This window comes from Actinokineospora guangxiensis (assembly GCF_042657845.1).
In the GTDB taxonomy this organism is placed as follows: Bacteria; Actinomycetota; Actinomycetes; order Mycobacteriales; family Pseudonocardiaceae; genus Actinokineospora; species Actinokineospora guangxiensis.
Map to the genome: position 1 here is coordinate 185,436 of NZ_JBHSKF010000001.1, position 22,871 is coordinate 208,306.

A 22,871-nucleotide genomic window follows, 5' to 3' on the forward strand; every position below is an offset into this window, starting at 1 on the left:
CAAGACCCTGGAGGGGAAGGTCGCCGTGGTCACCGGGGCGACCCGCGGCTGCGGCCGCGGCATCGCGGTCGAACTGGGGGCCGCCGGGGCGACGGTGTACGTCACCGGCCGCACCACCCGCGAGAGCGCGTCGCCGATGAAGCGCGCGGAGACCATCGAGGAGACCGCCGAACTGGTCACCGCCGCGGGCGGTCACGGCATTGCGGTCCGCTGCGACTTCACGGTCGTGGCCGATGTGGAGGCTCTGCGGGACAAGGTCGCCGCCGACCACGGGCGCATCGATGTGCTGATCGATGACGTGTGGGGCGGTGATCTGTTCGTCGAGTTCAACAAGCCGCTGTGGGAGAGCGACCTGCAGATGGCCCTGGGCGTCGTGCGCAACGGGTTGGACACGCACCTGATCGCGCTGCACACGCTGCTGCCGCTGGTGGTGGCGGCGAAGGGGCTGGTCATCGAGGTGACCGATGGCGACGAGGACGACTATCCCTATGGCGTCGGGGTGCCGTACCACCTGGTGAAGTCGGGGGTTCGGGCGATCGCTCGGGTGCTGGGGAAGGACCTGGAGCCGCACGGGGTGGTGGGGATGGGGGTGACGCCGGGGTTCCTGCGGTCGGAGATGATGCTGGAGCACTTCAAGGTCACCGAGGAGAACTGGCGCGAGGCCGAGGACCCGCACTACGCGCTCTCGGAGACGCCGCGGTACCTGGGGCGGGCGGTGGCGCACCTGGCGGGTGATCCGGATGTGGGGCGGTATCGGGGGCAGACCCTGGCCAGCTGGACGTTGATGCGGCACTACGGGTTCAGCGATGTGGACGGGAGTCGGCCGGATTGGGGGCGGTGGTACTCCGAGGTGGTGGTTCCCGGGGTGGATCTGGCCACTGTGGACGTTGCTGACTATCGGTGAGGTTGTCCACAGGGTGAGGGTTCGAGGGTGAATCTGGGGGTTCATCCTCGATAACCTGGCGGCGGGGGGCCGGCTGTTTGGGCCGGTTCGCGTGCGGCTGGGGAACGCGGGTCTCGGGTGCGCGGGGTTGTCGGGGTGTGTCCGGTGGGTGGACGCGCTTCGGCGGGGCCCCTACGAAGAATCGCCGCTGCGTGAGCCACAGCGCGGGGTCGGCAAGCCGGTCTCACGCACGCCAGTCTGGCGGCGATTCTTCTCCCACCGAAGCGCATCCACCCCACCGGACAGGTCTCGTCGGCGACTTGCGTCGGGTGGGCAGGTGGCCTGCGGCGGTGGGGGCCGGGGGAAATGCCGCGCGAGTGCGGGTGTGGCCGTCTAGCGTCGGCGGCATGGCTCGGCGGATCATGTACGTGCAGCTCAAGACCGGCTTCGACCTGGACCGAGGGCCCTCGTGGATTGCGTGGGTGCGGTTCAGCAAGACGTGGAGGACGGCGTATCTGCACGGGCGGACGTTGCGGCGGTGGCCAGGGAGGAAGGGCAACTTCTTCGACGTCGAGACCGGGGAGGAGTTCTGGGTGTCCGGGCCCAAGCGGGACCGCGCGGACGGGCGGTACGGCTCCACTCCCCCGGTGGTCGAGGGCGACGCCGAGGAGCACTACGACCGGTTTCTGCTCGGGGCCGCGCTGCCGGGGCGTGAGCGCGGGTAGGGGTTACAGGTCGCCGGGGCGGACCAGGCCGGTTTCGTAGGACAGGACCACGGCTTGGACTCGGTCTCGCAGGTCCAGTTTGGACAGCACTCGGCCGACGTGGGTCTTCACCGTGGCCTCGGACAGGAAGAGCTTGCGGGCGATCTCGGTGTTGGACATGCCCTGGGCGACCAGCACGAGGACCTCGCGCTCGCGGTCGGTCAGGGCGTCGAGGACCTTGGCGTCGCGGAGTTCGCCGCCGCTCTGACCGAGGAAGCGGTCCAGGAGGCGGCGGGTGACGCTCGGGGAGACGACGGCGTCGCCGCTGGCCACCGAGCGCAGGGCGGAGACCAGGTGGGCGGGTGGGGTGTCCTTCAGGAGGAAGCCGCTGGCGCCGGAGCGCAGGGCGGAGAGGGCGTACTCGTCGAGGTCGAAGGTGGTCATCACCAGGACCTTGGACGTGCCCGCGGCGGTGATCGCCTTCGTCGCCTCGACGCCGTCGAGGACCGGCATGCGGACGTCCATCAGGACCACGTCGGGGCGCAGCTGCTCGGCCAGTTCGATGGCCACCTGGCCGTTGCCCGCCTCGCCGACGACCTCCATGTCGTCCTGGGCGCCCAGCACCATGCGGAAGCCGACGCGCATCAGCTCCTGGTCATCGACCACCACTACCCGGATCACCGCGCCAAACTAGCGCGCCGTTCCTGAGTGCGCCCTAAGCCGCGCTCAGCGGCAGGACGGCGTGCACGCGCCAGCCGCCGGTCGGGCCGGGGCCCGCGGTGAGGGTGCCGCCGAAGACGTTGGCGCGTTCGCGCATGCCGATCAGGCCGTTGCCGCCGGAGGCGAGGTCGCCGCGGCGGGCGCCGCGGCCGCGGTCGCTGATCTCCAGTTCGACCTGCTCGGCGGTGCGCTTGACCTTCACCGAGGCCGAGGCGCCGGGGCCCGCGTGCTTGATGGTGTTGGTCAGGGCTTCCTGCACGATCCGGTAGAGGCCGAGGCCGACGCCCGCGGGCAGGTCGTCCAGCTCGCCGGTCAGCTCCAGGACCACCGGGACGCCGACGGCGCGGACGCGTTCGGCCAGTTCGGAGATGGACTGGGCGCCCGGCTGCGGGGCCCGGCCGGTCTCGGCCGCCGGGTCGCTGCGCAGCACGCCCAGCAGGCGGCGCATCTCGGTGAGGGCGTCGCGGCCGGTCTGGGCCACGGTCCGGATCGCCTGCTCGGCCAGGTCCGGGTCCGAGCGCACCGCGTAGGCGGCGCCCTCGGACTGGACCACCATGACGCTGACCGCGTGCGCGACCACGTCGTGCAGCTCGCGGGCGATGCGGGCGCGCTCCTCGCCGACGGCGAGCTTGGCCTGGTGGTCGCGTTCGGTCTCCAGCAGGGCCAGCCTGCGCTCGACCTCGCTGTTGTAGGCCCGCCGGGCGCCGACGAACTCCCCCAGCACCCAGCTCAGGGCGAAGACGATCGAGACGAAGACGATCATGATGACGGAGTCGGCCCCGTCGAAGCGCCACAGCGCCCAGGTCACGGTGCCGATCGCCAGCCACACCGCGTACAGCGCCGCCTGGCGCCTGCCGACGTAGGCGACGAGGGTGTACAGCGCGATGCCGAGCGCGATGTCGGCCAGCCGCAGCCGCAGGTCGGGGATCTCCGGGTCGCCGCTGGGCCCGTGGGTCACCAGCTGGGCCACCCCGGCCATCAGCACCAGGTAGGCCGAGAGCTCCGGGTGGCGTCTGCGGATGACCAGCGGGGCGATCAGCGCGAAGCCGACCACCAGCAGCACCCACGTCGCCGTGCCCGACCAGTTGCTCGCGATCAGGGGCAGCTCGAACAGCGCGATGGCCACCGCGATGTGGGCGTCGCCCGCCATCGGGTGGGCCTTGAACCACAGGCTCAGCCTCCGCACCCGGCAAGCCTAGGCAGCGCCCGACCGCCCCGGCGTCCGACTGGCGTCGCACCCGGCGTCCGCCCACGGGTGTACGCCGGGTGAATGCCCAGGACCGCCCGCGCGCGCCGCCCCCGGCATGGCACGATCTCAGGCGTGCCGAGGGGAGAAGCGTGACGACCGAGCAGCCCACCTTCGCCGGTCCGCTGTCGGCGGCGGTGGCGCACCTGTGCACGCGGCTGCAGCCGCAGGTCTCGCCGCGCACCGCGGCGGGCTTCCGCGAGGTGCTGCGCAGGCTGGGCGCGCCGCTGCAGGTCGCCGTTGCGGGCCGGATCAAGTCCGGCAAGTCCACTCTGGTCAACGCGCTCATCGGCCGCAGGGTCGCCCCCACCGACGTCGGCGAGTGCACCCGGCTGGTCACCCGCTTCCAGTACGGCAGCGTCGACCGGGTCGAGCTGGTCTTCTTCGACGGCCGCAAGCAGGTGCTGCCCTTCGACGCGGCGGGCATGATCCCCAAGGACTTGGAGGTCGACTTCGACAAGGTCTCGCACCTGGAGGCGTACCTGACCAACGCCGTCCTGCGCGACCTGACCGTCATCGACACCCCTGGCCTCGGCTCCCTCGACCTCGCCTCGGTCAAGCGCACCGAGCAGCTGCTCGGCGCCGCCAAGCACCGCAAGGACGACGGCGAGGGCGCCGACGACGAGACCCCAACCGACGACGACCTCGACGAGACCTCCCGCAACGCCGTCGCGGGCGCCGAGGCCGTGCTCTACGTCGTCACCCAGGGCGTGCGCGCCGACGACCAGCAGGCCCTGGCCGCCTTCACCGCGGCCACCGCCAGCCGCGAGGCGGGCCCGGTCAACGCCATCGCCGTGCTCAACAAGGCGGACACGATCACCCCGGAGTCGGTCGCGGGCTCCGACGGCGACGTGTGGCGGGCCGCGTCGATCATCGCCGAGAAGCAGGCCGCGACGCTCAAGCCGAGGGTCGCCGACGTCATCCCGGTGATCGGCCTGCTCGCCGAGACCGCCGAGTCCGGCGGCTTCACCTCAGCCGACGCCGACGCGCTCCGGTCGCTCTCGCAGCTGGACGAGATGATCTGGGAGACCCTGCTCATGTCGGCCGACATCTTCACCACCTGGGAGTGCGACGTCCCGGTCGGCACCAGGGTGCGGCTGCTGGAGAAGCTGGACCTCTACGGCATCGCCAGCGCCGTGGCCGCGCTGCGCGCCGACCCGGACCTGACGGCGGGCGCGCTGCGCAGGCGGCTGCTGGAGTCCTCCGGCCTGGCGGGGGTGCGCACGCGCCTGGACAGCGTCTTCCGGGCCCGCGCCGACGGCATCAAGGCCGCCGCCGCGCTGGCCTCGGTCACCGCGCTGGCCTCGGCGACCGGTGACGCGGGCGAGCGCCAGCGCGTGCACGACGCCATCGAGGTGCTGCTGCAGAAGCCCGAGGCCCACCAGCTGCGGCTGCTGGAGGCGCTGACGCTGGTCGCCTCCGGCGCGGTGAACATGCCCGACGACCTCGCCGACGAGGTGCTGCGGGTCGGCTCGACCGCCGACATCGGCGAGCAGCTGGGCCTCAAGGGTCGCCCGGCCAAGGAGCTCTCGGCCTACGCGCTGGAGCGCGCGGGCTGGTGGCGCTCCTTCGCCTCCTTCGGCGCGACCCCGGCGCAGAGCCGGGTCGCGCACGTGGTGCACCGCTCGTACTTCCTGATCTGGCAGCAACTCAAAGCACAGGCTGGGTGATAACCGTGGCGACCTGGTTCAAGGGCAGGCGCAAGGACAACGCGGGCGGCGACGCCGAGCCGACCCAGCCGGAGTACACACAGCAGGACTACGCCCAGCCGGAGTACGCCCAGCAGGAATACGCCCAGCAGGAGTACACACAGCCCGAGTACGTGCACTCCGAGTACGCAGCCTCGGAGTACCCGCCGCCGGTCTACGCCGATCCGCCGCAGCCCGGCGTCGCGCCGATCGACCCCGCCGAGCACGAGCAGCTCATCGCCGACCGCAAGGCGATGGTGTCGCTGTGCCTCTACGCCCACGACCGCGCCCGCAGCTCCGGTGTGGCCGAGCGGCTGGAGGAGGGCCTGGCCGCCGTCGGCGTGCGGGCGCTGCGCCCGGACGGTGAGCGCTTCGACCCCGTTGTGCACGAGGCGGGCGGCACCGCCGACACCGCCGACCCCGCGCTCGACGGCGTCGTCGCCGAGACCGAGGTGGTCGGGTTCAGCGACCGCGGCGTGGTCCTGCGCCCGCCGATCGTGACCGTCTACAAGGCGCACGGCGCATGACCAAGCCGCAGCCGCCGTCGCTGCCCAAGCAGGTCGCCCACGCCCGCGACACGCTGCTCGCGCTGCTCAAGGACATCGAGCCGGAGTCGGCCCAGTGGGTCGAGGAGGCCAGGGGCAAGCGGTCGAAGAAGCCCTCGGTCGTGGTCGTCGGCGAGACCAACCGCGGCAAGTCGTCGCTGGTCAACGCCCTGATCGAGGCTCCGGGCATGTCGCCGGTCGACGCCGAGGTGGCCACGGCGACCTACCTGATGTTCGACCACGCCGAGGAGTGGAAGGCCCGCGCCTGCTACCCCGGCCAGCACCCGGACGTGCCGATCGACCTCGGCAGGCTCATCAACTGGGTCTCCGCGGCGCACGAGCTGCCCGACGGGGAGATCCCGCCGCGCTACGTCGAGATCGACGGGCCCGCCGCGATGCTGGAGAAGCTGGTCATCGTGGACACCCCCGGCGTCGGCGGGCTGGACTCGATGCACGGCGAGCTGGCGATCGAGGCGGCGGCCAGTGCCACGGCGCTGCTGTTCGTGGTCGACGCCTCCGCCCCGTTCACCATCGGCGAGCTGGCCTTCCTGGCCAACGTCGGCGACAAGGTCGAGACGGTCGTCTTCGCGCTGTCCAAGGTGGACCAGTTCCGCGGCTGGCGGCAGGTCCTCGACGCGAACCAGGCGCTGTTGGCCGAACACGCCCCGCGCTTCGCGGGCGCCAAGTTCCACCCGGTGTCCTCGCGCATGTTCGAGATGGCGGCGAAGGCGCCCAGCCCGGAGGCCGCGGAGATGCTCAAGGAGCGCTCCGGTGTCGTGGAGCTGCAGACCGCGCTGACCTCGCTGCTGGTCGGCCGATCGGTGATGCTCGCCGAGGCCAACACCCTGCGCGCGCTGTCCTCGGCGCTGCAGGAGGTCGGGGTCCGGCTGGAGGCCGACAAGCGGGTCCTGACCACCGGCGAGGCCGAGGCCGAGGCGCTGCGCTCGCGCAAGGAGGAGCTGACCGCCGAGCGGCGCTCGTCGACCCGCGGCTGGCAGGTGCGGCTGCGCAGCGAGGTGCAGCGCGCGCGGCTGGAGAACGCCCACGAGGTCAGCCGCGAGATGCGCGACGTGCAGAGCTGGTTCCGCGCGGCCATCGACGCCGCCGACCGCGAGAAGATCAAGTCCCTGCCCGGCCAGGTCGACGCCGCGCTGCAGATGGTGTCCGCGCGCATCGGCAACAACGTCGGCAACCGGCTCAACCAGGTCGCCGACCTGGTGCTGGCCGACCTGTTCACCCCCGACGAGCTCTCGGTCATCCGCGGTCAGTTCGCCCGCGCGGGCGGCGCCCAGGTGGTGCTGCGCGCCGCGGAGAAGCGCCAGGCCACCGCCGAGGACAAGCTGCTCGTCTTCATGGGCGTCTCCGGCGGCTTCGGCGCGGGCAAGATGGCGGTGCTGCCGCTGGCGGGCGCGGTCGCCGCGCCGGTGCTGCTGGTGCCGACGATCATCATCGGCCTGGGCGCGGGCTGGTGGATCGCGCGCACCCGCAAGCACACAGCCGACAAGCAGCACATGAAGCAGTGGCTCTCCGACGCCATCGCCGATTCCCGCTCTACATTGGACCAGCTGGTGTCCGAACAGCTCATCGACGCCGAGTCGCAGCTCTCGCTCGCCCTCGACGAGGCGCTCGGCAAGCGCATCGCCGGGATCGAGGAACAACTCCGCGAGGTCGACAAGGCGTTGCGACTCGATGTCAGCGAGCGCCAGAAGCGCGTCACCGTGGTAAACAAGCGCCTGACGGACGTCGTCGCGGGACGGGAGCGGGCGGAGAAGCTGCTTGCCAGCATCCGCGCCCTGCGCGACAAATCCTGACCAGGTACGGCGAGCCGAGGAATCTCCGCAACACGCGGAACCCGACGGGGGTCTCGGCAGTCTTACTTTCCAACTAGAGCATCCCGTTGAGGGAAGGGTTGAGGGGGCACTGTGTACGTGGACGAGACCGGTACCGATGTCGACACCACCGACGCCGGCGCTGAGGCGGCACACGACGAACTGACCGTCGAGGTGGGCGGCGAGGAGTACGAGGTCGCCGAGAACTACGACTACGACCAGGACGGCCAGAACGACGCCGCCGTGGTCCAGACCGACAACGGCTACATGTCCTTCCACGACACCGACGGCGACGGCACCGCCGACACGATGGTCGAGCTGGACGCCGAGGGCAACGTCACCGGCGCGGCCGAGTACGACGAGGCCTCGGGCGAGTGGGCCGCGGCCGACCCGAACTCGATCGAGGCCCCGTCCGGCGGCGGCGCCGACGACGCGGGCTCCGACACCGGTTCGGACACCCCGACCACCACCGGCACCGACACCGGTGACGACCCCACGGGCACCGACGCCTCCGGCGACTCGATGACCGTCGACACCGCCAACGGCGACATGGAGGTCGGCCCGGCGGAGTACGACGCCGACGGCGACGGCACCAACGAGACCGCGGTCGTCACCGACGAGCAGGGCAACACCTACGCCTTCTCCGACACCGACGGCGACGGCTCCGCCGACCAGGCGGTCGTCATCGAGGCCGACGGCGACGTCACCGTGGCGACGCACACCGGCGAGGACGAGTGGACCACCGTCGAGACCGGCAAGATCACCGCGGACGGCGAGTACCAGTCGGACACCGCTTCCGACGCCGCCTGGCAGGGCTGATCCGGCCGATCCCCGGCTGATCGACCGAACGCAAAGAGTCCCGTCGCACCCCGGTGCGGCGGGACTTCTTTCTTGGTAATCCGCCTCACGTGCGCGGAATCACGGTTTGACGAGGAACACCATCAAATGGGACATGCGTTCTCCTGGGCATCTGGGTACTGAATCGATACCCTTATCGTTCCTGTGAGAGAAGCTACAGGTCGCCGTTCGGTGGCCTGCCGTTCACTTCGCTAACCTCAGTTCATTCCTTCCGGCTCCACCCGCCCCCACCCGGGGCGGGTGTCAGTCGTTCGATGAGGACGCCGACGTCCCCGGTCCGGGGGCGGAGTGCGTCCTGATCGGCGTTCCGGCGTTTCAGTCAGGAGACGAGGCGAGATGACGGCAGTGACCATCCCAGGTCTTGACCAGGCACCGACCACGCACAAAAGGCTCCTGGCGTGGGTGCGCGAGGTCGCCGAGCTGACCGCACCGGAGCGCGTGGTGTGGGTCGACGGTTCCGACGAGGAGTGGACCCGGCTCACCGACAAGCTGGTCGAGGCGGGCACTTTCACCCGCCTGGCGAAGAAGCCCAACTCGTTCCACGCCGCTTCCGACCCCAATGACGTCGCGCGCGTGGAAGAGCGCACATTCATCTGCTCGGTCGATGAGGCCGACTCCGGGCCCACCAACAACTGGATGGCCCCGGACGAGATGAAATCGATCATGACCGAGCTGTACCGCGGCTCGATGCGCGGTCGCACGATGTACGTGATCCCGTTCTGCATGGGCCCGCTCGATGCCGAGAAGCCGATGCTGGGCGTGGAGATCACCGATTCCGAGTACGTCGTGGTGTCGATGAAGATCATGACCAGGATGGGCGCGACCGCGCTCGCCCGCTTCACCGACGCCGACGGCCGCGAGCGCGACTTCGTCCCCGCGCTGCACTCCCTCGGTGCGCCGCTCGAGCCCGGTCAGAGCGACGTGGCGTGGCCGTGCAGCGACACGAAGTACATCGTGCACTTCCCCGAGGAGCGGCTGATCTGGAGCTACGGCTCCGGCTACGGCGGCAACGCCCTGCTGGGCAAGAAGTGCTACTCGCTGCGCATCGCCTCGGCGATCGGCCGCGACGAGGGCTGGCTGGCCGAGCACATGCTGATCCTCAAGCTGATCTCCCCGGAGAACAAGGTCCACTACATCGCCGCGGCCTTCCCCAGCGCCTGCGGCAAGACCAACCTCGCCATGCTGGAGCCGACCATCCCCGGCTGGAAGGTCGAGACCCTGGGCGACGACATCGCCTGGATGCGCTTCGGCGAGGACGGCCGCCTCTACGCGGTGAACCCGGAGTACGGCTTCTTCGGCGTCGCTCCGGGCACCAACTGGAAGACCAACCCGAACGCGATGCGCACCATCGACAAGGGCAACTCGCTGTTCACCAACGTCGCCCTCACCGACGACGGCGACATCTGGTGGGAGGGCATGGAGAACCCCCCGGCCCACGCCACCTCCTGGAAGGGCGCGGACTGGACCCCGGAGTCCGACGAGCTGTCCTCGCACGCCAACAGCCGCTACTGCACCCCGATGAACCAGTGCCCGGTGCTGGCGCCGGAGTGGGACGACCCGAACGGCGTGCCGATCTCGGCGATCTTCTTCGGTGGCCGCCGCGCCACCACGATCCCGCTGGTCAGCGAGTCCTTCGACTGGCAGCACGGCACCTTCCTCGGCGCCACGCTCTCCTCGGAGAAGACCGCGGCGGCGACCGGCAACCTCGGCGAGGTGCGCCGCGACCCGATGGCCATGCTGCCCTTCATCGGCTACCACGCCGGTGACTACTTCCGGCACTGGATCGAGACCGGCAAGCGCGCCGACGCCGACAAGCTGCCGAAGATCTTCTACGTCAACTGGTTCCGCCGCGGCGAGGACGGCCGGTTCCTGTGGCCGGGCTTCGGCGAGAACTCGCGGGTGCTCAAGTGGGCCATCGACCGCATCGAGGGCACCGCGGCCGCGCACGAGTCGCCGATCGGCTGGGTGCCGACCGCCGCCGACCTCGACCTCTCCGGCCTGGACGCCGACCCGGCCGACATCGACGCCTCGCTGGCCGTCGACGTCGAGGAGTGGCGCGCCGAGCTGCCGCTGATCGAGGCGTGGTTCGCCAAGATCGGCGACAAGCTGCCGAGCTCGCTCAAGGACGAGCTGGCCGCGCTCAAGCAGCGCCTGGCGTAAACGCTTGGCTGGAGGCCACCGCGGGGTATTTACTCCCCGCGGTGGCCTTTCGCTTCTGTCGGGAAGGCGCGGTTGGGGCGAATCGAGGAGGACGCGCGGCGATGGACGCGGCGAGATGGGAATGGCGCAGGTCGGCCTACGACGACCGCGTGCACGCCTTCCCGGCCGAGGATCGGGCGAGCCTCATCGAGGCGCTGTGCGCGCACACCGTGCCCTACGCGAAGGCCGCGCGCACGCACTCCGGGCTGCGGTGCGTCTCCTGCCTGCTGATCGTCGGCGACGCGCTGGCCGTCCACAGCCCCGGACCTGTGGACAACACGGTGGACGGACCTCGGTAGTCACACCTGTCACTGGGCTCCCACGTGCACACCAGTTGTCCACAGCCTGGGGATGGACTTGTGCACAGCCTGTGGACCTCTGGGGTGCAGGTTCAGGGTGCAAGGTTCGCCATCGCGCGTTCCAGGAACTCGTCGCGGCGGGCGTTGGCGGTGGCCGCGTCCAGGTCGGTGCGACCCTGGTCGTGGATGATCGGTATCCACAGGGCGAGGTCGGCGGGCGTGCTCAGCGCCGCCAAGACGTCCCAGCGGGCCAGGTCGGCGACGGGTTCGCCCCAGCCGTGCAGCACGTGCCGCTCGGCGGCGCGGCCGACCTGGATGGCGGCGTCGCAGCGCAGCGAGCCGAGGTCGAGGCCGATGTGCCCGACGCCCGCGCAGTCCCAGTCGATGAAGCCGGTCAGCTCGTCGCCGATCCACATCGTGTTGCCTGTCCACAGGTCGCCGTGCACGAGCACCGTGGGCCCGGACGGCGGCGGAAGCGCGGCCAGCGCCGCCTCGGCCGCCCGTTGCAGCGGCGACGGGACGAACTCCTCGCCCTCGATCGCCCGCGCGCGCAGCGGCAGCTCCGGGGTCGGGTCCATGCGGACCGAGGAGAGCAGGCGCAGCGCCGCCCCCATCGCGCGCAGCCGCGGCACGGTCGGCGGGGCCGACAGGTGGCTGCCGCCGGGCAGGGTGGTGGTGAGCAGCAGGCCGCTCGGGTCCTGGCCGAGCAGCCGGGGCGCGGGCACCCCGCGCTCGGCGGCGGCGAGCAGGGCGGCGGCCTGGGTGCGCAGGTCGGCAGGGGGTCTGCCGGTGTGCAGGACCGCGGTCGGCTGGTCCCCGCCGTCGAGGTCGAGCAGCCACGGCGAGCCCTGCGCGCGCAGGCTCCTGACCCCGGCGACGGGGCGGCCCAGAACGGTCTCCGCCCAGGTGAGGGCGGACGCGTCGACGGTCATGGCGGGCACCGTAGCGAGCGACCGGACCGTTCGTCGCGTCTTTTTGTCCGGTTGTCAAACTGATTGGTGACTTCTCCCGCTCGCGGCTCTACTGTTTCGCCGCACCACACCGTCGTGAGGGAGTGAGTCGATGGCACCACCGGGGACGTCCGGGCTGCGCTGGAGCCCGTGGAACCTGCTGCTGATCGTTCCGCTGCTGTGGCTGGTCACGCCCATCTTCAACCGCACGGGCCCCGAGCTGTTCGGGATGCCCTTCTACTACTGGTTCCAGTTCCTCGGGATCGTGGTCGGCGTGCTCTCCACCTCGATCGTCTACTTCAAGACCAGGGAGAAGCCGACCACCACCGCGCCGGGCGAGCCGCTCGACGTGGACGAGCTGGATGAGGGGGCGGGCCGGTGAACGACCTGCAGTGGACCGAGCTGGTCGTCTTCGCCGTGCTGTTCGGCGTGGTCACCGTCATGGGGTTCGTGGCGGCGAAGTGGAAGGCCGGGTCGACCCTCGACCACCTGGACGAGTGGGGCCTGGGCGGGCGCAAGTTCGGCTCGTGGATCACCTGGTTCCTCATCGGCGGCGACCTCTACACCGCCTACACCTTCGTCGCGGTGCCCGCGCTGATGTTCTCCGCGGGCGCGGCGGGCTTCTTCGCGCTGCCGTACACCGTGGTCGTCTACCCGCTGGTGTTCCTGCCGCTGCTGCGCATGTGGTCGGTCTCGCGCACGCACGGCTACGTCACCCCGGCCGACTTCGTCCGCGGCCGCTACGGCTCGCCGACGCTGGCGCTGCTGATCGCGATCACCGGCATCGTCGCCACGATGCCCTACATCGCGCTGCAGCTCGTGGGCCTGGAGGCGGTGCTGCGCACGCTGGGCTTCAACGGCTCGGGCATCGTCGGGCACCTGCCGCTGCTGATCGCCTTCATCATCCTGGCGGTCTACACCTACCAGTCGGGCCTGCGCGCGCCCGCGCTGATCGCGTTCGTCAAGGACATCCTGATCTACGTGGTGATCATCGTCGCGGTGATCTACCTGCCGATCAAGCTCGGCGGCTGGTCGGAGATCTTCGGCGCGGCCGACGCCAAGTTCGACGCCACCCCGGCGCCGGGCGACGGCATCCTGCTCTCCGGCAACAACCAGCTGCAGTACGCCACGCTGGCGCTGGGCTCGGCGCTGGCGCTGTTCCTCTACCCGCACTCGCTCACCGGCGTGCTCGCCTCCCGCGGGCGCAACGTGATCAAGCGGAACATGTCGGCGCTGCCCGCGTACTCGCTGCTGCTGGGCCTGCTGGCGCTGCTGGGCTACATGGCCATCGCGGCGGGCACCAAGCCGCTGGTCAACGAGGCGACCGGCCGTCCGGACACGAACACCATCGTGCCGAACCTGTTCGACCAGATGTTCCCGGACTGGTTCGCGGGCATCGCCTTCGCCGCCATCGGCATCGGCGCGCTGGTGCCCGCGGCGATCATGTCGATCGCGGCGGCGAACCTGTGGACGCGCAACATCTACAAGGAGTACATGAACAAGCGGGCCACCCCGGTGCAGGAGGCCAAGCAGGCCAAGCTCGCCTCGCTGGTGGTCAAGTTCGGCGCGGTCGGGTTCATCCTGTTCATCGATCCGCAGTTCTCCATCGACCTGCAGCTCATCGGCGGGGTGATGATCCTGCAGACGCTGCCTGCGGTGGCCATCGCGCTCTACACCCGCTGGTTCCACCTGAAGGGCCTCATCGCGGGCTGGGCGGTCGGCATGGCGTGGGGCATGTGGCTGCTCTACACCATCCCCAGCGCCGATGGCAGCCGCCTGCACTTCGGCGGCTCGGCGCTGAAGCTCTCGGAGCTGAGCCTGTTCGGCTGGCACCCGATCGACTCGCCGATGACGATCTACGTCGGCTTCGTGGCGCTGCTGGCGAACCTGGTGGTGGCCGTGCTGGTGACGCTGCTGGCCAGGAAGCTGCGCTGGGCCGACGGCCTGGACAAGACCACCCCGGCCGACTACCACGCCGACGAGGGCGACCCGAAGCTGCGGGCGGTCGGCTCGCACTGACGCGGGAAGAAAAGGACCGGCTGGGGCACCCCTGTCCCAGCCGGTCCTTGCTCGTGCGGGCCGTTGTCCCGGCCCTGGGAGATCCCTAGCGGCGCAGGACCGCCAGCGTGAGGAGCACCAGACAGCTCAGCACCGCGGCGAGCAGCCCGGCGAACGCGGCGACGGTCGCCACGCCCGCGAGCGCGCTGAGCAGCATCAGCAGCGCGGCGCGCAGCGTGGGCGCGAGCCTGCCGACGGCGCGTTCGGCGACGAGCAGCACCCGTTCGGTGCCGCGCAGCGGCGGCGCGACCGCGGGACTCCACGCGGTCGGCGCGGGCGCGTGGTCGGCGGGGCGCACAACAGGCCGGAGATTGGGTCGGGTCTCCGATCCGGTCACGGTCACAGTCGCTTACTCCTGTTCGGCTGGCGCTGTCGGTGATCAGTCTGCTGCATTCCGCGACTGAAGATCGTGACTACCCCGTAGTAGACGGTGAACGGAGTGTGTTCATCGCCGAACGGCTAACTGTGGGATGGGTCACTCGCCGGGGTGATCACAGTACCGCTGGTTACGGCTGCCGGGTCAATAGTTAGGCCAACAGGCTGACGGCCGGCTGCCGCCCGTCGCGCCGGATGGACCAGTCACCGCTAACTGCGAGTGATGGGCACCAGTGGGCGCACCTGGGTCCGGACAGAAAGAAACCCCGTAGTGCTGCCAGGTCGGGGGTCCGCCAGCACTACGGGGTCAACCGGAACATCGCCAGGGAGTCCGGTGGTGTTACACGGACGCGAGAATGTGCCCTGCATCACATCCTCGCGCCGCGATCGGGGGGCTCAGCGCCAGTTGACCTGCTGGGTCTGCGCGAGCGTGATGAGTTCGTGGCGCATCGACGGCGTGGCGGCCTGCTCGATGGCGCGGGTCACCGCCTTGCGAGTGCGGGCCTCGGCGCGGCGGGCTCGGATCTTCGCGGCGACGTTCATTGCTTTTCGCTTCCCCTCGGATGTTGCCTTGCGTTCCTGGTAGCTCTAGTATGCCTCGCTCGCGAAGGGAAAGCCAGCGATCAGCCGGTGAGGTGGCGCACACGCCGGACGATCGCCGGCTTAAGTGGCCCTCGGCTGACGATCGTCCGGTGAACGGAAAATGACTGCCGGGTTATCCCGCTGTCTAGCGTCGTCGCTAGACACGGTGAGACGACTCTGATCGGGGAGTCCGCGCGAGGTGGTTCTAGTCCTCCATGGTGAGGACGAACTTGCCGAAGTGCGGCACGGTGAACGCGATCCGGCCGCGCTCGGCGCTGTAGACCAGGCCCTTCTTGATGAGGCTGTCGCGGGCGGGCGACAGCGACGAGGGCTTGCGGCCCAGCAGCACGGCCACGTCGGCGGTGCTCGCGCCCTCGTCGCGGCCCTCGGTCAGCTCGGCCATCGCCCGCAGGTACTCCCGCTCGGCGGGGGTGGCCCGCTCGTAGCGCGAGCCGAAGAAGCCCACGGCCAGCTCCGACTCGGCCTCCGGGGCGGCCACGGCGACGTCCTCGACGGTGATCGGATCGGCGGGCGCGGCGTCCCAGGCGGCCTTGGCGTAGGCCTGGATGAAGTACGGGTAGCCGCCGGAGCGCTCGAACAGCGCGTCGAGTGCGTCCGGGGCGATGCCCGCGTCCTCCCGCTCGACCGGGACGAGCACCGCCTGGTCGGCGTCCGCCCTGGCGAGCCGGTCGATGCGCACGTAGCGGAAGAGGCGCTCGGAGTAGGACTTGCTGGCCGACAGCAGCGTCGGCAGGTGCGGCAGCCCGGCGCCCACCACGACCAGCGGCGCGCCGGACTGCGAGAGCTCGTGGCAGGCCGCGCACAGGGCCGAGACGTCCTCGGCGCCGACGTCCTGCATCTCATCGATCAGCACCGCCACCCCGGTGCCCACGTCCTGGGCCAGCTCGGCGACGTCGGTGAACAGCTCCACCAGGTCGATCTCGATGTCGCCGGAGTCGGCGCGCCCGGCCGCGGCGGGCACGTCGATGCCCGGCTGCCAGCGGTCGCGCAGCTTCGCCTCGCCCGGGTTCGACTTCAGCGCAAACGCTTTCAGCACGGCGAGCACGCCCTCGACCCGGTCCGGCGCCCGGTGGCGCACAGCGAGGTCGCGGATGGCCCGGTGCAGCGCGGCCGACAGCGGGCGGCGCAGGTCGGACTCCGGGCGGGCCTCGATCTTGCCCGCTCCCCAGCCCCGGCGGACCGCCATCGACCGCAGCTCGCCGAGCAGCACCGTCTTGCCGACGCCGCGCAGGCCGGTCAGCACCAGGCTGCGCTCGGGCCTGCCCCTGGCGACCCGCTCCAGCACGACGTCGAAGGCGGCCAGCTCCTTCTCCCGCCCGGCCAGCTCGGGCGGCCGCTGACCGGCTCCGGGGGCGAACGGATTGCGGATGGGGTCCATCCTCGGACGTTATCGGCGCGTATAGGCCCTGTCCGATACACGGGCAGAAAGCGGTATCGCGTGTCGCCCGCCTGTGTGTGGCGTGGATCACTCAACTCTCTGGCAATGCCTGCGCGTCCTGAGGCGTGTACGGACCGCGACTTGGGGTCGGTCCGCACCGGGGGGAATCAACCATGGCGCCCAGGCGGAGGGCGCGCGGCTTGTCGAGCGGTCGATGCGGTGTCGGCCTATGGCGAGGTGCTGCCGGGGCTGCTGGTGTGCCTGGCCCTGGTCGCCGGGGTGCTGGCCTGCAACACCGGCAACCGGGTCACCACCCCGCTCAACGCGTGCTGTTCACGGACGTCGTCCTGCTGACCGCCTTCGCCGTCTCCGCGGCCACCGAGACCGTGCCGGTGCCCGCGCAGCTGCTCGGCGCGGCCGTCACCGCGGCGGCCCTGATCGGCAACAACCTCGTCATGCGCCGCCGGGTGTCCGCCCCGGCCTAGCAGCCTCTACGGCTCTCTAGCACTCACGCTAGAGAGCCGTAGAGGTGCGCAGATCAGCGTTCGAGGATCGCCGTGACGCCCTGGCCGCCCGCCGCGCAGATGGAGATCAGGCCCCGGCCCGAGCCTTTCTCCGCCAGCAGCTTGGCCAGCGTCGCCACGATCCGCCCACCGGTCGCGGCGAACGGGTGGCCGGCGGCCAGCGAGGAGCCGTTGACGTTGAGCCTGGCCCGGTCGATCGGGCCGAGCGGCTCGGTCAGGCCCAGCTTCTCCTTGGCGAACGCCTCGTCCTCCCAGGCGGCCAGCGTGGCCAGCACCTGCGAGGCGAACGCCTCGTGGATCTCGTAGAAGTCGAAGTCCTGCAGTGACAGCCCGGCCCGCGCGAGCATCCTCGGCACGGCGTAGGCCGGGGCCATCAGCAGGCCTTCGCCGCCCTGCACGTAGTCCACGGCCGCGGTCTCGGTGAAGGTCAGGTAGGCCAGCACGGGCAGCTTGCGCTCCTTGGCCCACTGCTCGGTGGCCAGCAGCACGGTGGACGCGCCGTCGGAGAGCGGGGTGGAGTTGCCCGCGGTCATGGTGCCCTCGGGGCCGCCGAAAGCGGGTTTGAGCGTGGCGAGCTTCTCCGCCGACGAGTCCGGGCGCAGGTTCTGGTCGCGGGTCAGGCCCTGGAAGGGGGTCACCAGGTCGGTGAAGAAGCCGCGCTCGTAGGCGGCGGCGAGGCGCTGGTGGCTGGCCGCGGCCAGCTCGTCCTGGGCCTCGCGCCCGACTCCCCACTCCTTGGCGGTGACCGCGGCGTGCTCGCCCATGGACAGGCCGGTGCGCGGCTCGGCGTTGCGCGGGATGTCCGGCACGATGTGGCCGGGGCGGAGCTTGGACAGCAGGGCGAGGCGCTGACCGAGAGTCTTGGCGCTGTTGAGCTGGATCAGGATGCGGCGCAGCTTGTCGTTGACCTGCAGCGGCGCGTCGCTGGTGGTGTCGACGCCCCCGGCGATGGCCGAGTCGATCTGGCCCAAGGCGATCTTGTTGGCGACCTGGGCGATGGCCTGGAGGCCGGTGCCGCAGGCCTGCTGCACGTCGTAGGCGGGTGTCTCGGCGGAGAGCCTGCTGCCCAGCACGCTCTCGCGCGCGAGGTTGAAGTCGCGGCTGTGCTTGAGCACCGCGCCCGCGGCGACCTCACCGACGCGCTGCCCCCGCAGGCCGAAGCGGGCCACCAGGCCGTCGAGCGCCGCGGTGAACATGTCCTGGTTCGACGCCTGGGCGTAGGGCCCGTTCGACCGCGCGAACGGGATGCGGTTCCCGCCGACGATCGCCACCCGGCGCACGCGACTCGGGGCCATGGCCTTTCCTCCTGAACACGGGTCGGTTTCTGGGGTACGATCCTAACCTACTCATCAGTAAGAATACTACGGAGTAGGGAGGATGCGCGGATGACGGACCGCTACCAGCAGTTCAGCACGACCGGCGTGGGCAAGGCACTGGTGAAGCGACTCGGACTGCCGAACCCGACGCCGCTGCGCCGCCACCGGCCCGGCGAGCCGCCGCTGCCCGGCCCGGCGCTGCTGGGCGCCGCACCGGGCGGCAGGCTGCTGGAGCAGGTCGGCGCGGTGCTCAAGGCCGCGGGCGCCGAGGTGCTCACCGACCCGCCGCCCGGGGGTCCGGCCTACGGCGCGCTCGTCTTCGACGCCACCGGCATCACTTCGCCGGAGGGCCTTCGCGCGCTGTACGACTTCTTCCACCCCGTGATCCGCTCGGTGGCCGGCTCCGGGCGCGTCGTCGTGCTCGGCACCCCGCCGGAGAGCGCGGGCGAGCCGGGCGCGGCCATCGCCCAGCGCGCGCTGGAGGGCTTCGTCCGCTCGGTCGGCAAGGAGCTCAAGCGCGGCGCCACCGCGCAGCTGGTCTACGTCGCCGACGGCCACGAGGACAAGGCCGAGTCGACGCTGCGGTTCCTGCTCAGCGCCAAGTCCGCCTACGTCGACGCCCAGGTCATCAGGATCGGCGGCCACGGCGGCGACGCGCCCGACCCGCAGGACTGGGCCGCCCCGCTGGCGGGCCGGGTCGCCCTGGTCACGGGGGCGTCCCGGGGCATCGGCGCGGCCATCGCCGAGGTCCTGGCCCGCGACGGCGCGAAGGTCGTCCTGCTGGACATCCCCGCCCAGGGCGCGGACCTGGTGCGGGTGGCCAACGAGGTCGGCGGCCTGGCCCTGCAGCTCGACATCACCGCCGCCGACGCGCCCCACGCCCTCGTGGAGTTCCTGACCCAGCGCCACGGCGGCGTCGACATCGTCGTGCACAACGCGGGCATCACCCGCGACAAGACCCTGGCCAAGATGACGGACTCCGCGTGGGAGTCGGTCGTGCAGGTCAACCTGGCCTGCCAGCTGCGGGTCAATGACGCGCTGCTGGAGTCCGGCGCGCTGCGCTCGGGCGGGCGGGTCATCGGGGTGTCCTCGATCGCGGGCATCGCGGGCAACGTCGGCCAGACGAACTACGCGGTGAGCAAGGCGGGCGTCATCGGCATGGTCGATGCCTACGCGCCGCGCTACGCCGAGAAGGGCATCACCATCAACGCGGTGGCCCCCGGCTTCATCGAGACGCGGATGACGGCGGCCGTGCCGCTGGTCATCCGCGAGGCGGGCAGGCGGATGAACAGCATGTCCCAGGGCGGCCTGCCGGTCGACGTCGCCGAGACGGTCGCGTGGTTCGCCGCGCCCGCGTCGGGGGCGGTGTCCGGCAACGTCGTGCGGGTGTGCGGGCAGAGCCTGCTGGGGGCGTGATGGCGGTGGTGGATCTCGGCGAGTCCCCGAGCCTGGGCCTGCTCTACCCGAAGGCCGCCGTCGCCGGCCTCACCAAGCGCGGGGGCGACGAGCTGCCCGAGCGCGTCTACCAGTGGCGGGGCGTGCGGGTCGACCCCGCTCACCTGGCCGCCTACGACCGGGTCTGCGGGTTCCGGCTCGCCGACGAGCTGCCTGCCACGTACCCGCACGTGCTGACCTTTCCCATGCAGGTCAAGCTGATGACCGACGCTGACTTCCCGTTCCCGCTGATCGGGTCGGTGCACCTGCGCAACCGGATCAGCCAGAGCCGGGCGCTGCGCGTCGACGAGGAGTTCGACCTGCGCGTGCACGTGGAGAACCTGCGCCCGCACGCCAAGGGCAGGCAGTTCGACATGGTGAGCCAGGCGTTCGCGGCGGGCGAGGCGGTGTGGCACGACACCAGCACGTACCTGGTGCGCGGCGGGGGGTCGGGGGCGTCGTCGGCTGGGTCGGGCTCGGCGCCCGGGGCGCCGTCGGCGGTGTGGCGGGTGCCCGAGGACATCGGGCGGCGGTACGGGGAGGTGTCCGGGGACCGCAACCCGATCCACCTGCACCCGCTGTCGGCGCGGCTGTTCGGGTTCAGGCGGGCGATCGCGCACGGGATGTGGACGAAGGCGCGCTGTCTGGCGGCCTACGAGGGCAGGCTGCCTGAGGCGCACACGGTCGATGTGCGGTTCAAGCTGCCGGTGCTGCTGCCCGCGAAGGTGGCGTTCTCGTCGGTGCGGGTGGAGGACGGGTACCGGTTCGGGCTCGTCGACGTGCGCAAGGGGAAGCCGCACCTGGAAGGGGTCATCACGGTCTGAGGGGTATATCAAGGAATCTTGCTAAAGAACTCTTGCTCAAGAGTGCTTTAGCAAGGTAGCTTGATATGTATGGCGGACCGGAAGATGATCAGCGACCCGAAGCGGCTCAAGGCGCTCTCGCACCCGTTGCGGTGGAAGTTGATCGACCTGCTCACCATCAACGGGTCGGCGACGGCCACGCAGTGCGCTGAGGCTGTGGGCGAGAGCGTGGCCAGTTGCTCGTACCACTTGAACATGCTGGCCAAGTACGGGTTCGTGCAGCAGGCGGAGGGCGGTCAGGGGCGGGAGAAGCCCTGGCGGCTCATTGATCGAGAGCAGAGCTACACCCATGACGGGCTCAGCGAGGAGGACACCCTCGCCGCCGAGGCCGCCACGGAAGCGTTGCTGGAGCACGAGTTTCAGCGGATGCGCGACTATCTGCGCACGCACGACCGCGAGCCGGACGCTTGGCGCGGGTTCGGGGGGTTCACCGGCATGACACAGCACCTCACCGCCGCTGAGGCCAGTCAGCTGCGCGAGGACATCGAGGCGCTGTTCCAGCGCTACTCCGGGCGCAACGAGCTGGAGAACCGGCCCAGCGGGTCGCGGCCGGTGCGGTTCCAGCTGATGAGCTACGCGATTCCGGGCACGGCGGAGACGCCCTGACCTTGTAGGTCCTTGATCCGGCCAGGCCGCACCGACGTGGGTGCCGGTCCGATGGCTCCTGCCTTCCCGATGGTTACCCGAAGGAGAACACCATGCATCCCGATGCTCTCTACCAGCTCGCTGTCCAGCGCAACGCCGATGACATCGCGGCGGCCGGGCGGTCTCGGCGGGCGAAGCGCGTTCGCCGCGGTGACAGGCCCGACATCCGGCCCCCCGCCGCCAGGTTATCGCTGTGGGGGCGGTGGTTTCCCGTGCAGTACCGGGGGCTGTGGACAAAGGCGTAGGCGTGGCGGGTTCAGTGCGTCATGTGCGCTTGCCGTGCAGCAGGGTGATCAGCTTGGCGACCTGGGCGTCCACTGTGGGCGTTCGGGCGAAGGTGGTCATGTTCAGGGGGGCCTTGAAGCGTTGGCGGGTGATGGCTTTGGCCCGGCCGAACTCGCGCAGGCCCTCGGGGCCGTGGATGCGGCCGAAGCCGGATTCGCCCACGCCGCCGAAGGGAAGTGACGGGATGCCTGCGAAGCTGATCACCGAGTTGACGCTGACCATGCCCGCGCGGAGCTTGCGGGCCAGCTCCATCCCCCGCGCCTTGGCGAAGACGGTGCCGCCCAGGCCGTAGGCGGTGGCGTTGGCCAGCTCCACCGCCTGGTCCATGTCGCGGACCTTCGTCACGGTGATGGTCGGGCCGAAAGTCTCCTCGCGGACCGCCGAGGAGTCCTCGGGGACGTCCACCAGGACCGTGGGCTGGACGTAGCGCTCGCCTTCGGGGACGGGGCCGCCGATGAGGGCGCGGGCGCCGCGGGAGAGGGCGTCGGCGATGTGGCGGCGGATGATGTCGATCTGGCCGGGCATGGTGATGGGGCCGATCTGGGCGTCGCCGTCGAAGCCGACCCTGAGGCCGGTGGCCTGGTCGGTCAGGTGGGTGAGGAAGGAGTCGTAGACGCGTTCGTGGACGTAGACGCGCTCCACGCCCGTGCAGGTCTGGCCCGCGTTGGACATCGCGCCCCACGCGGCGGCCTCGGCGGCGGCGGCGAGATCGGCGTCGGCGTCGACCAGGAGGGCGTCCTTGCCGCCCGCCTCGATGAGGACCGGGGTGAGGGTGTCGGCGCAGGCGGCCATGATCTTGCGGCCGGTGCCCGGCGAGCCGGTGAAGGCGATCTTGGCGACGCCGGAGCGGCAGAGGGCGGCACCGGTCTCGCCGAAGCCGGTGACGACCTGGAGGACCGGGTGCTCGGGGACGGCCTCGGCGAAGCTGTCGGCCAGCCAGCGGCCCACGCCGGGGGTGTACTCGCTGGGCTTGAACACCACGGCGTTGCCCGCGGCCAGGGCGTAGGCTATCGAGCCCATCGGGGTGAACACCGGGTAGTTCCACGGGCCGATCACGCCGACCACGCCCAGCGGCTGGTACTCCACCGTCGCGGCCTGGTTGGCCATCAGCAGGCCCGACGGGCGGCGCTTGGCGCCCAGGACCTTGCGGGCGTTGCGGGCCGCCCAGGCGGTGTGGTCGATCGCCAGGACGATCTCCAGCATCGCGTCGCCGTGCGGCTTGCCCGTCTCGGCGTGGACGACCTCGGCGAGCTGCTGGGCGCGGCGGGTCAGCACGCCCTTCCAGCGGGTCAGGCGCTCGGCGCGGCCCGCGAAGCCGAGGCCCGCCCACCAGTCCGCGGCCGGTCCCGCGGCGGCCACCGCGGCCCGGACGTCCTCGGCCGAGTGCACCGGGTGGACGCCCACCACCTCGTCCGTCGCCGGGTTGAGCGACTCGAACGTGTTCGCCTGAACGGTCGTCATGCGGCCAA

23 protein-coding genes are annotated in these 22,871 nt (G+C 71.0%); 15 read left to right on the forward strand and 8 right to left on the reverse strand.

Translation table 11 applies throughout. From position 1 onward, the window contains the following. Window positions 1–7: 7 nt before the first annotated feature. Both ACFPM7_RS00910 and ACFPM7_RS00915 read left to right on the forward strand, forming a co-directional pair. Window positions 8–904: an SDR family oxidoreductase gene (locus ACFPM7_RS00910; protein WP_378243798.1), complete on the forward strand. Its 897-nt coding sequence runs from the start codon at window positions 8–10 to the stop codon at window positions 902–904. Between the two features lie 386 nt (window positions 905–1,290). Beyond that, entirely contained in the window at window positions 1,291–1,608 is a 318-nt protein-coding gene (locus ACFPM7_RS00915; RefSeq protein WP_378242674.1) for a hypothetical protein, read from the forward strand. Window positions 1,609–1,611: 3 nt separating this feature from the next. On the opposite strand, the gene ACFPM7_RS00920 is transcribed toward ACFPM7_RS00915, so the two are convergent. After that, window positions 1,612–2,268, reverse strand: coding sequence for a response regulator (locus ACFPM7_RS00920; protein WP_378242677.1), 657 nt, complete (start codon window positions 2,266–2,268; stop codon window positions 1,612–1,614). A 34-nt stretch (window positions 2,269–2,302) separates the two neighbouring features. Beyond that, entirely contained in the window at window positions 2,303–3,493 is a 1,191-nt protein-coding gene (locus tag ACFPM7_RS00925) for a sensor histidine kinase (RefSeq protein WP_417281760.1), read from the reverse strand. A gap of 152 nt (window positions 3,494–3,645) precedes the next feature. Here ACFPM7_RS00925 and ACFPM7_RS00930 point away from each other — a divergent pair, with 152 nt between their 5' ends. The 6 genes from ACFPM7_RS00930 (at window position 3,646) to ACFPM7_RS00955 (ending at window position 10,971) form a co-directional block, all read left to right on the forward strand. Continuing rightward, window positions 3,646–5,223 carry a dynamin family protein gene (locus ACFPM7_RS00930; RefSeq protein ID WP_378242679.1) on the forward strand — a complete coding sequence of 526 codons (1,578 nt, stop codon included), beginning with the start codon at window positions 3,646–3,648 and terminating at the stop codon, window positions 5,221–5,223. 5 nt (window positions 5,224–5,228) lie between these two features. Further along, window positions 5,229–5,768 carry a nucleotide exchange factor GrpE gene (grpE, locus tag ACFPM7_RS00935; protein ID WP_378242681.1) on the forward strand — a complete coding sequence of 180 codons (540 nt, stop codon included), beginning with the start codon at window positions 5,229–5,231 and terminating at the stop codon, window positions 5,766–5,768. Next, window positions 5,765–7,597: a dynamin family protein gene (locus ACFPM7_RS00940; protein ID WP_378242683.1), complete on the forward strand. Its 1,833-nt coding sequence runs from the start codon at window positions 5,765–5,767 to the stop codon at window positions 7,595–7,597. The genes grpE and ACFPM7_RS00940 overlap by 4 nt, the downstream gene beginning before the upstream one ends. A 117-nt stretch (window positions 7,598–7,714) precedes the next feature. After that, window positions 7,715–8,434 carry a hypothetical protein gene (locus tag ACFPM7_RS00945; protein WP_378242685.1) on the forward strand — a complete coding sequence of 240 codons (720 nt, stop codon included), beginning with the start codon at window positions 7,715–7,717 and terminating at the stop codon, window positions 8,432–8,434. 375 nt (window positions 8,435–8,809) lie between these two features. Further along, window positions 8,810–10,633 carry a phosphoenolpyruvate carboxykinase (GTP) gene (locus ACFPM7_RS00950; RefSeq protein ID WP_378242687.1) on the forward strand — a complete coding sequence of 608 codons (1,824 nt, stop codon included), beginning with the start codon at window positions 8,810–8,812 and terminating at the stop codon, window positions 10,631–10,633. A gap of 101 nt (window positions 10,634–10,734) precedes the next feature. Then, on the forward strand, window positions 10,735–10,971 hold the full coding sequence (locus ACFPM7_RS00955) for a hypothetical protein (protein WP_378242689.1): 237 nt from the start codon (window positions 10,735–10,737) through the stop codon (window positions 10,969–10,971). Window positions 10,972–11,063: 92 nt separating this feature from the next. On the opposite strand, the gene ACFPM7_RS00960 is transcribed toward ACFPM7_RS00955, so the two are convergent. Further along, window positions 11,064–11,903 (reverse strand): phosphotransferase, encoded by an 840-nt coding sequence (locus tag ACFPM7_RS00960; protein WP_378242691.1) that lies wholly within the window; start codon window positions 11,901–11,903, stop codon window positions 11,064–11,066. 130 nt (window positions 11,904–12,033) lie between these two features. On the opposite strand from ACFPM7_RS00960, the gene ACFPM7_RS00965 reads away from it, so the two are divergent. Both ACFPM7_RS00965 and mctP read left to right on the forward strand, forming a co-directional pair. Continuing rightward, the gene (locus tag ACFPM7_RS00965; protein ID WP_378242693.1) at window positions 12,034–12,303 is read left to right on the forward strand and encodes a DUF3311 domain-containing protein; all 270 of its coding nucleotides are present in this window, start codon (window positions 12,034–12,036) and stop codon (window positions 12,301–12,303) included. After that, window positions 12,300–13,940 (forward strand): monocarboxylate uptake permease MctP, encoded by a 1,641-nt coding sequence (mctP, locus tag ACFPM7_RS00970; protein WP_378242696.1) that lies wholly within the window; start codon window positions 12,300–12,302, stop codon window positions 13,938–13,940. The genes ACFPM7_RS00965 and mctP overlap by 4 nt, the downstream gene beginning before the upstream one ends. 85 nt (window positions 13,941–14,025) lie before the next feature. Here mctP and ACFPM7_RS00975 read toward each other — a convergent pair whose 3' ends face one another. The 3 genes from ACFPM7_RS00975 to ACFPM7_RS00985 all read right to left on the reverse strand — a co-directional run bounded on the left by ACFPM7_RS00975 (window position 14,026) and on the right by ACFPM7_RS00985 (window position 16,335). Beyond that, complete coding sequence (locus ACFPM7_RS00975) at window positions 14,026–14,277, reverse strand: hypothetical protein (protein ID WP_378242698.1); 252 nt, start codon at window positions 14,275–14,277, stop codon at window positions 14,026–14,028. 473 nt (window positions 14,278–14,750) lie between these two features. Then, entirely contained in the window at window positions 14,751–14,897 is a 147-nt protein-coding gene (locus tag ACFPM7_RS00980) for a hypothetical protein (protein ID WP_378242700.1), read from the reverse strand. A 244-nt stretch (window positions 14,898–15,141) separates the two neighbouring features. Beyond that, a complete protein-coding gene (locus tag ACFPM7_RS00985) occupies window positions 15,142–16,335 on the reverse strand; it encodes an AAA family ATPase (protein WP_378242702.1) in 1,194 nt (397 codons plus the stop codon). 219 nt (window positions 16,336–16,554) lie between these two features. Between ACFPM7_RS00985 and ACFPM7_RS00990 the strand changes: the two genes are divergently transcribed. Together ACFPM7_RS00990 and ACFPM7_RS00995 are read left to right on the forward strand one after the other, a co-directional pair. After that, complete coding sequence (locus tag ACFPM7_RS00990; RefSeq protein ID WP_378242704.1) at window positions 16,555–16,689, forward strand: hypothetical protein; 135 nt, start codon at window positions 16,555–16,557, stop codon at window positions 16,687–16,689. After that, entirely contained in the window at window positions 16,662–16,820 is a 159-nt protein-coding gene (locus ACFPM7_RS00995) for a hypothetical protein (protein WP_378242706.1), read from the forward strand. The genes ACFPM7_RS00990 and ACFPM7_RS00995 overlap by 28 nt, the downstream gene beginning before the upstream one ends. A gap of 53 nt (window positions 16,821–16,873) precedes the next feature. On the opposite strand, the gene ACFPM7_RS01000 is transcribed toward ACFPM7_RS00995, so the two are convergent. Then, window positions 16,874–18,154, reverse strand: a complete 1,281-nt coding sequence (locus ACFPM7_RS01000) for an acetyl-CoA C-acetyltransferase (RefSeq protein ID WP_378242708.1) — start codon at window positions 18,152–18,154, stop codon at window positions 16,874–16,876. 90 nt (window positions 18,155–18,244) lie between these two features. Between ACFPM7_RS01000 and ACFPM7_RS01005 the strand changes: the two genes are divergently transcribed. The 3 genes from ACFPM7_RS01005 (at window position 18,245) to ACFPM7_RS01015 (ending at window position 21,078) form a co-directional block, all read left to right on the forward strand. Further along, window positions 18,245–19,591 carry a 3-oxoacyl-ACP reductase gene (locus ACFPM7_RS01005; RefSeq protein WP_378242710.1) on the forward strand — a complete coding sequence of 449 codons (1,347 nt, stop codon included), beginning with the start codon at window positions 18,245–18,247 and terminating at the stop codon, window positions 19,589–19,591. Further along, window positions 19,591–20,433 carry a MaoC family dehydratase gene (locus ACFPM7_RS01010; RefSeq protein WP_378242712.1) on the forward strand — a complete coding sequence of 281 codons (843 nt, stop codon included), beginning with the start codon at window positions 19,591–19,593 and terminating at the stop codon, window positions 20,431–20,433. The genes ACFPM7_RS01005 and ACFPM7_RS01010 overlap by 1 nt, the downstream gene beginning before the upstream one ends. 84 nt (window positions 20,434–20,517) lie before the next feature. After that, window positions 20,518–21,078 (forward strand): ArsR/SmtB family transcription factor, encoded by a 561-nt coding sequence (locus ACFPM7_RS01015; RefSeq protein ID WP_378242714.1) that lies wholly within the window; start codon window positions 20,518–20,520, stop codon window positions 21,076–21,078. Window positions 21,079–21,381: 303 nt separating this feature from the next. Here the strand turns inward: ACFPM7_RS01015 and ACFPM7_RS01020 are convergent, their stop codons facing one another. Further along, complete coding sequence (locus tag ACFPM7_RS01020; protein WP_378242716.1) at window positions 21,382–22,863, reverse strand: aldehyde dehydrogenase family protein; 1,482 nt, start codon at window positions 22,861–22,863, stop codon at window positions 21,382–21,384. Between the last annotated feature and the right edge of the window lie 8 nt (window positions 22,864–22,871).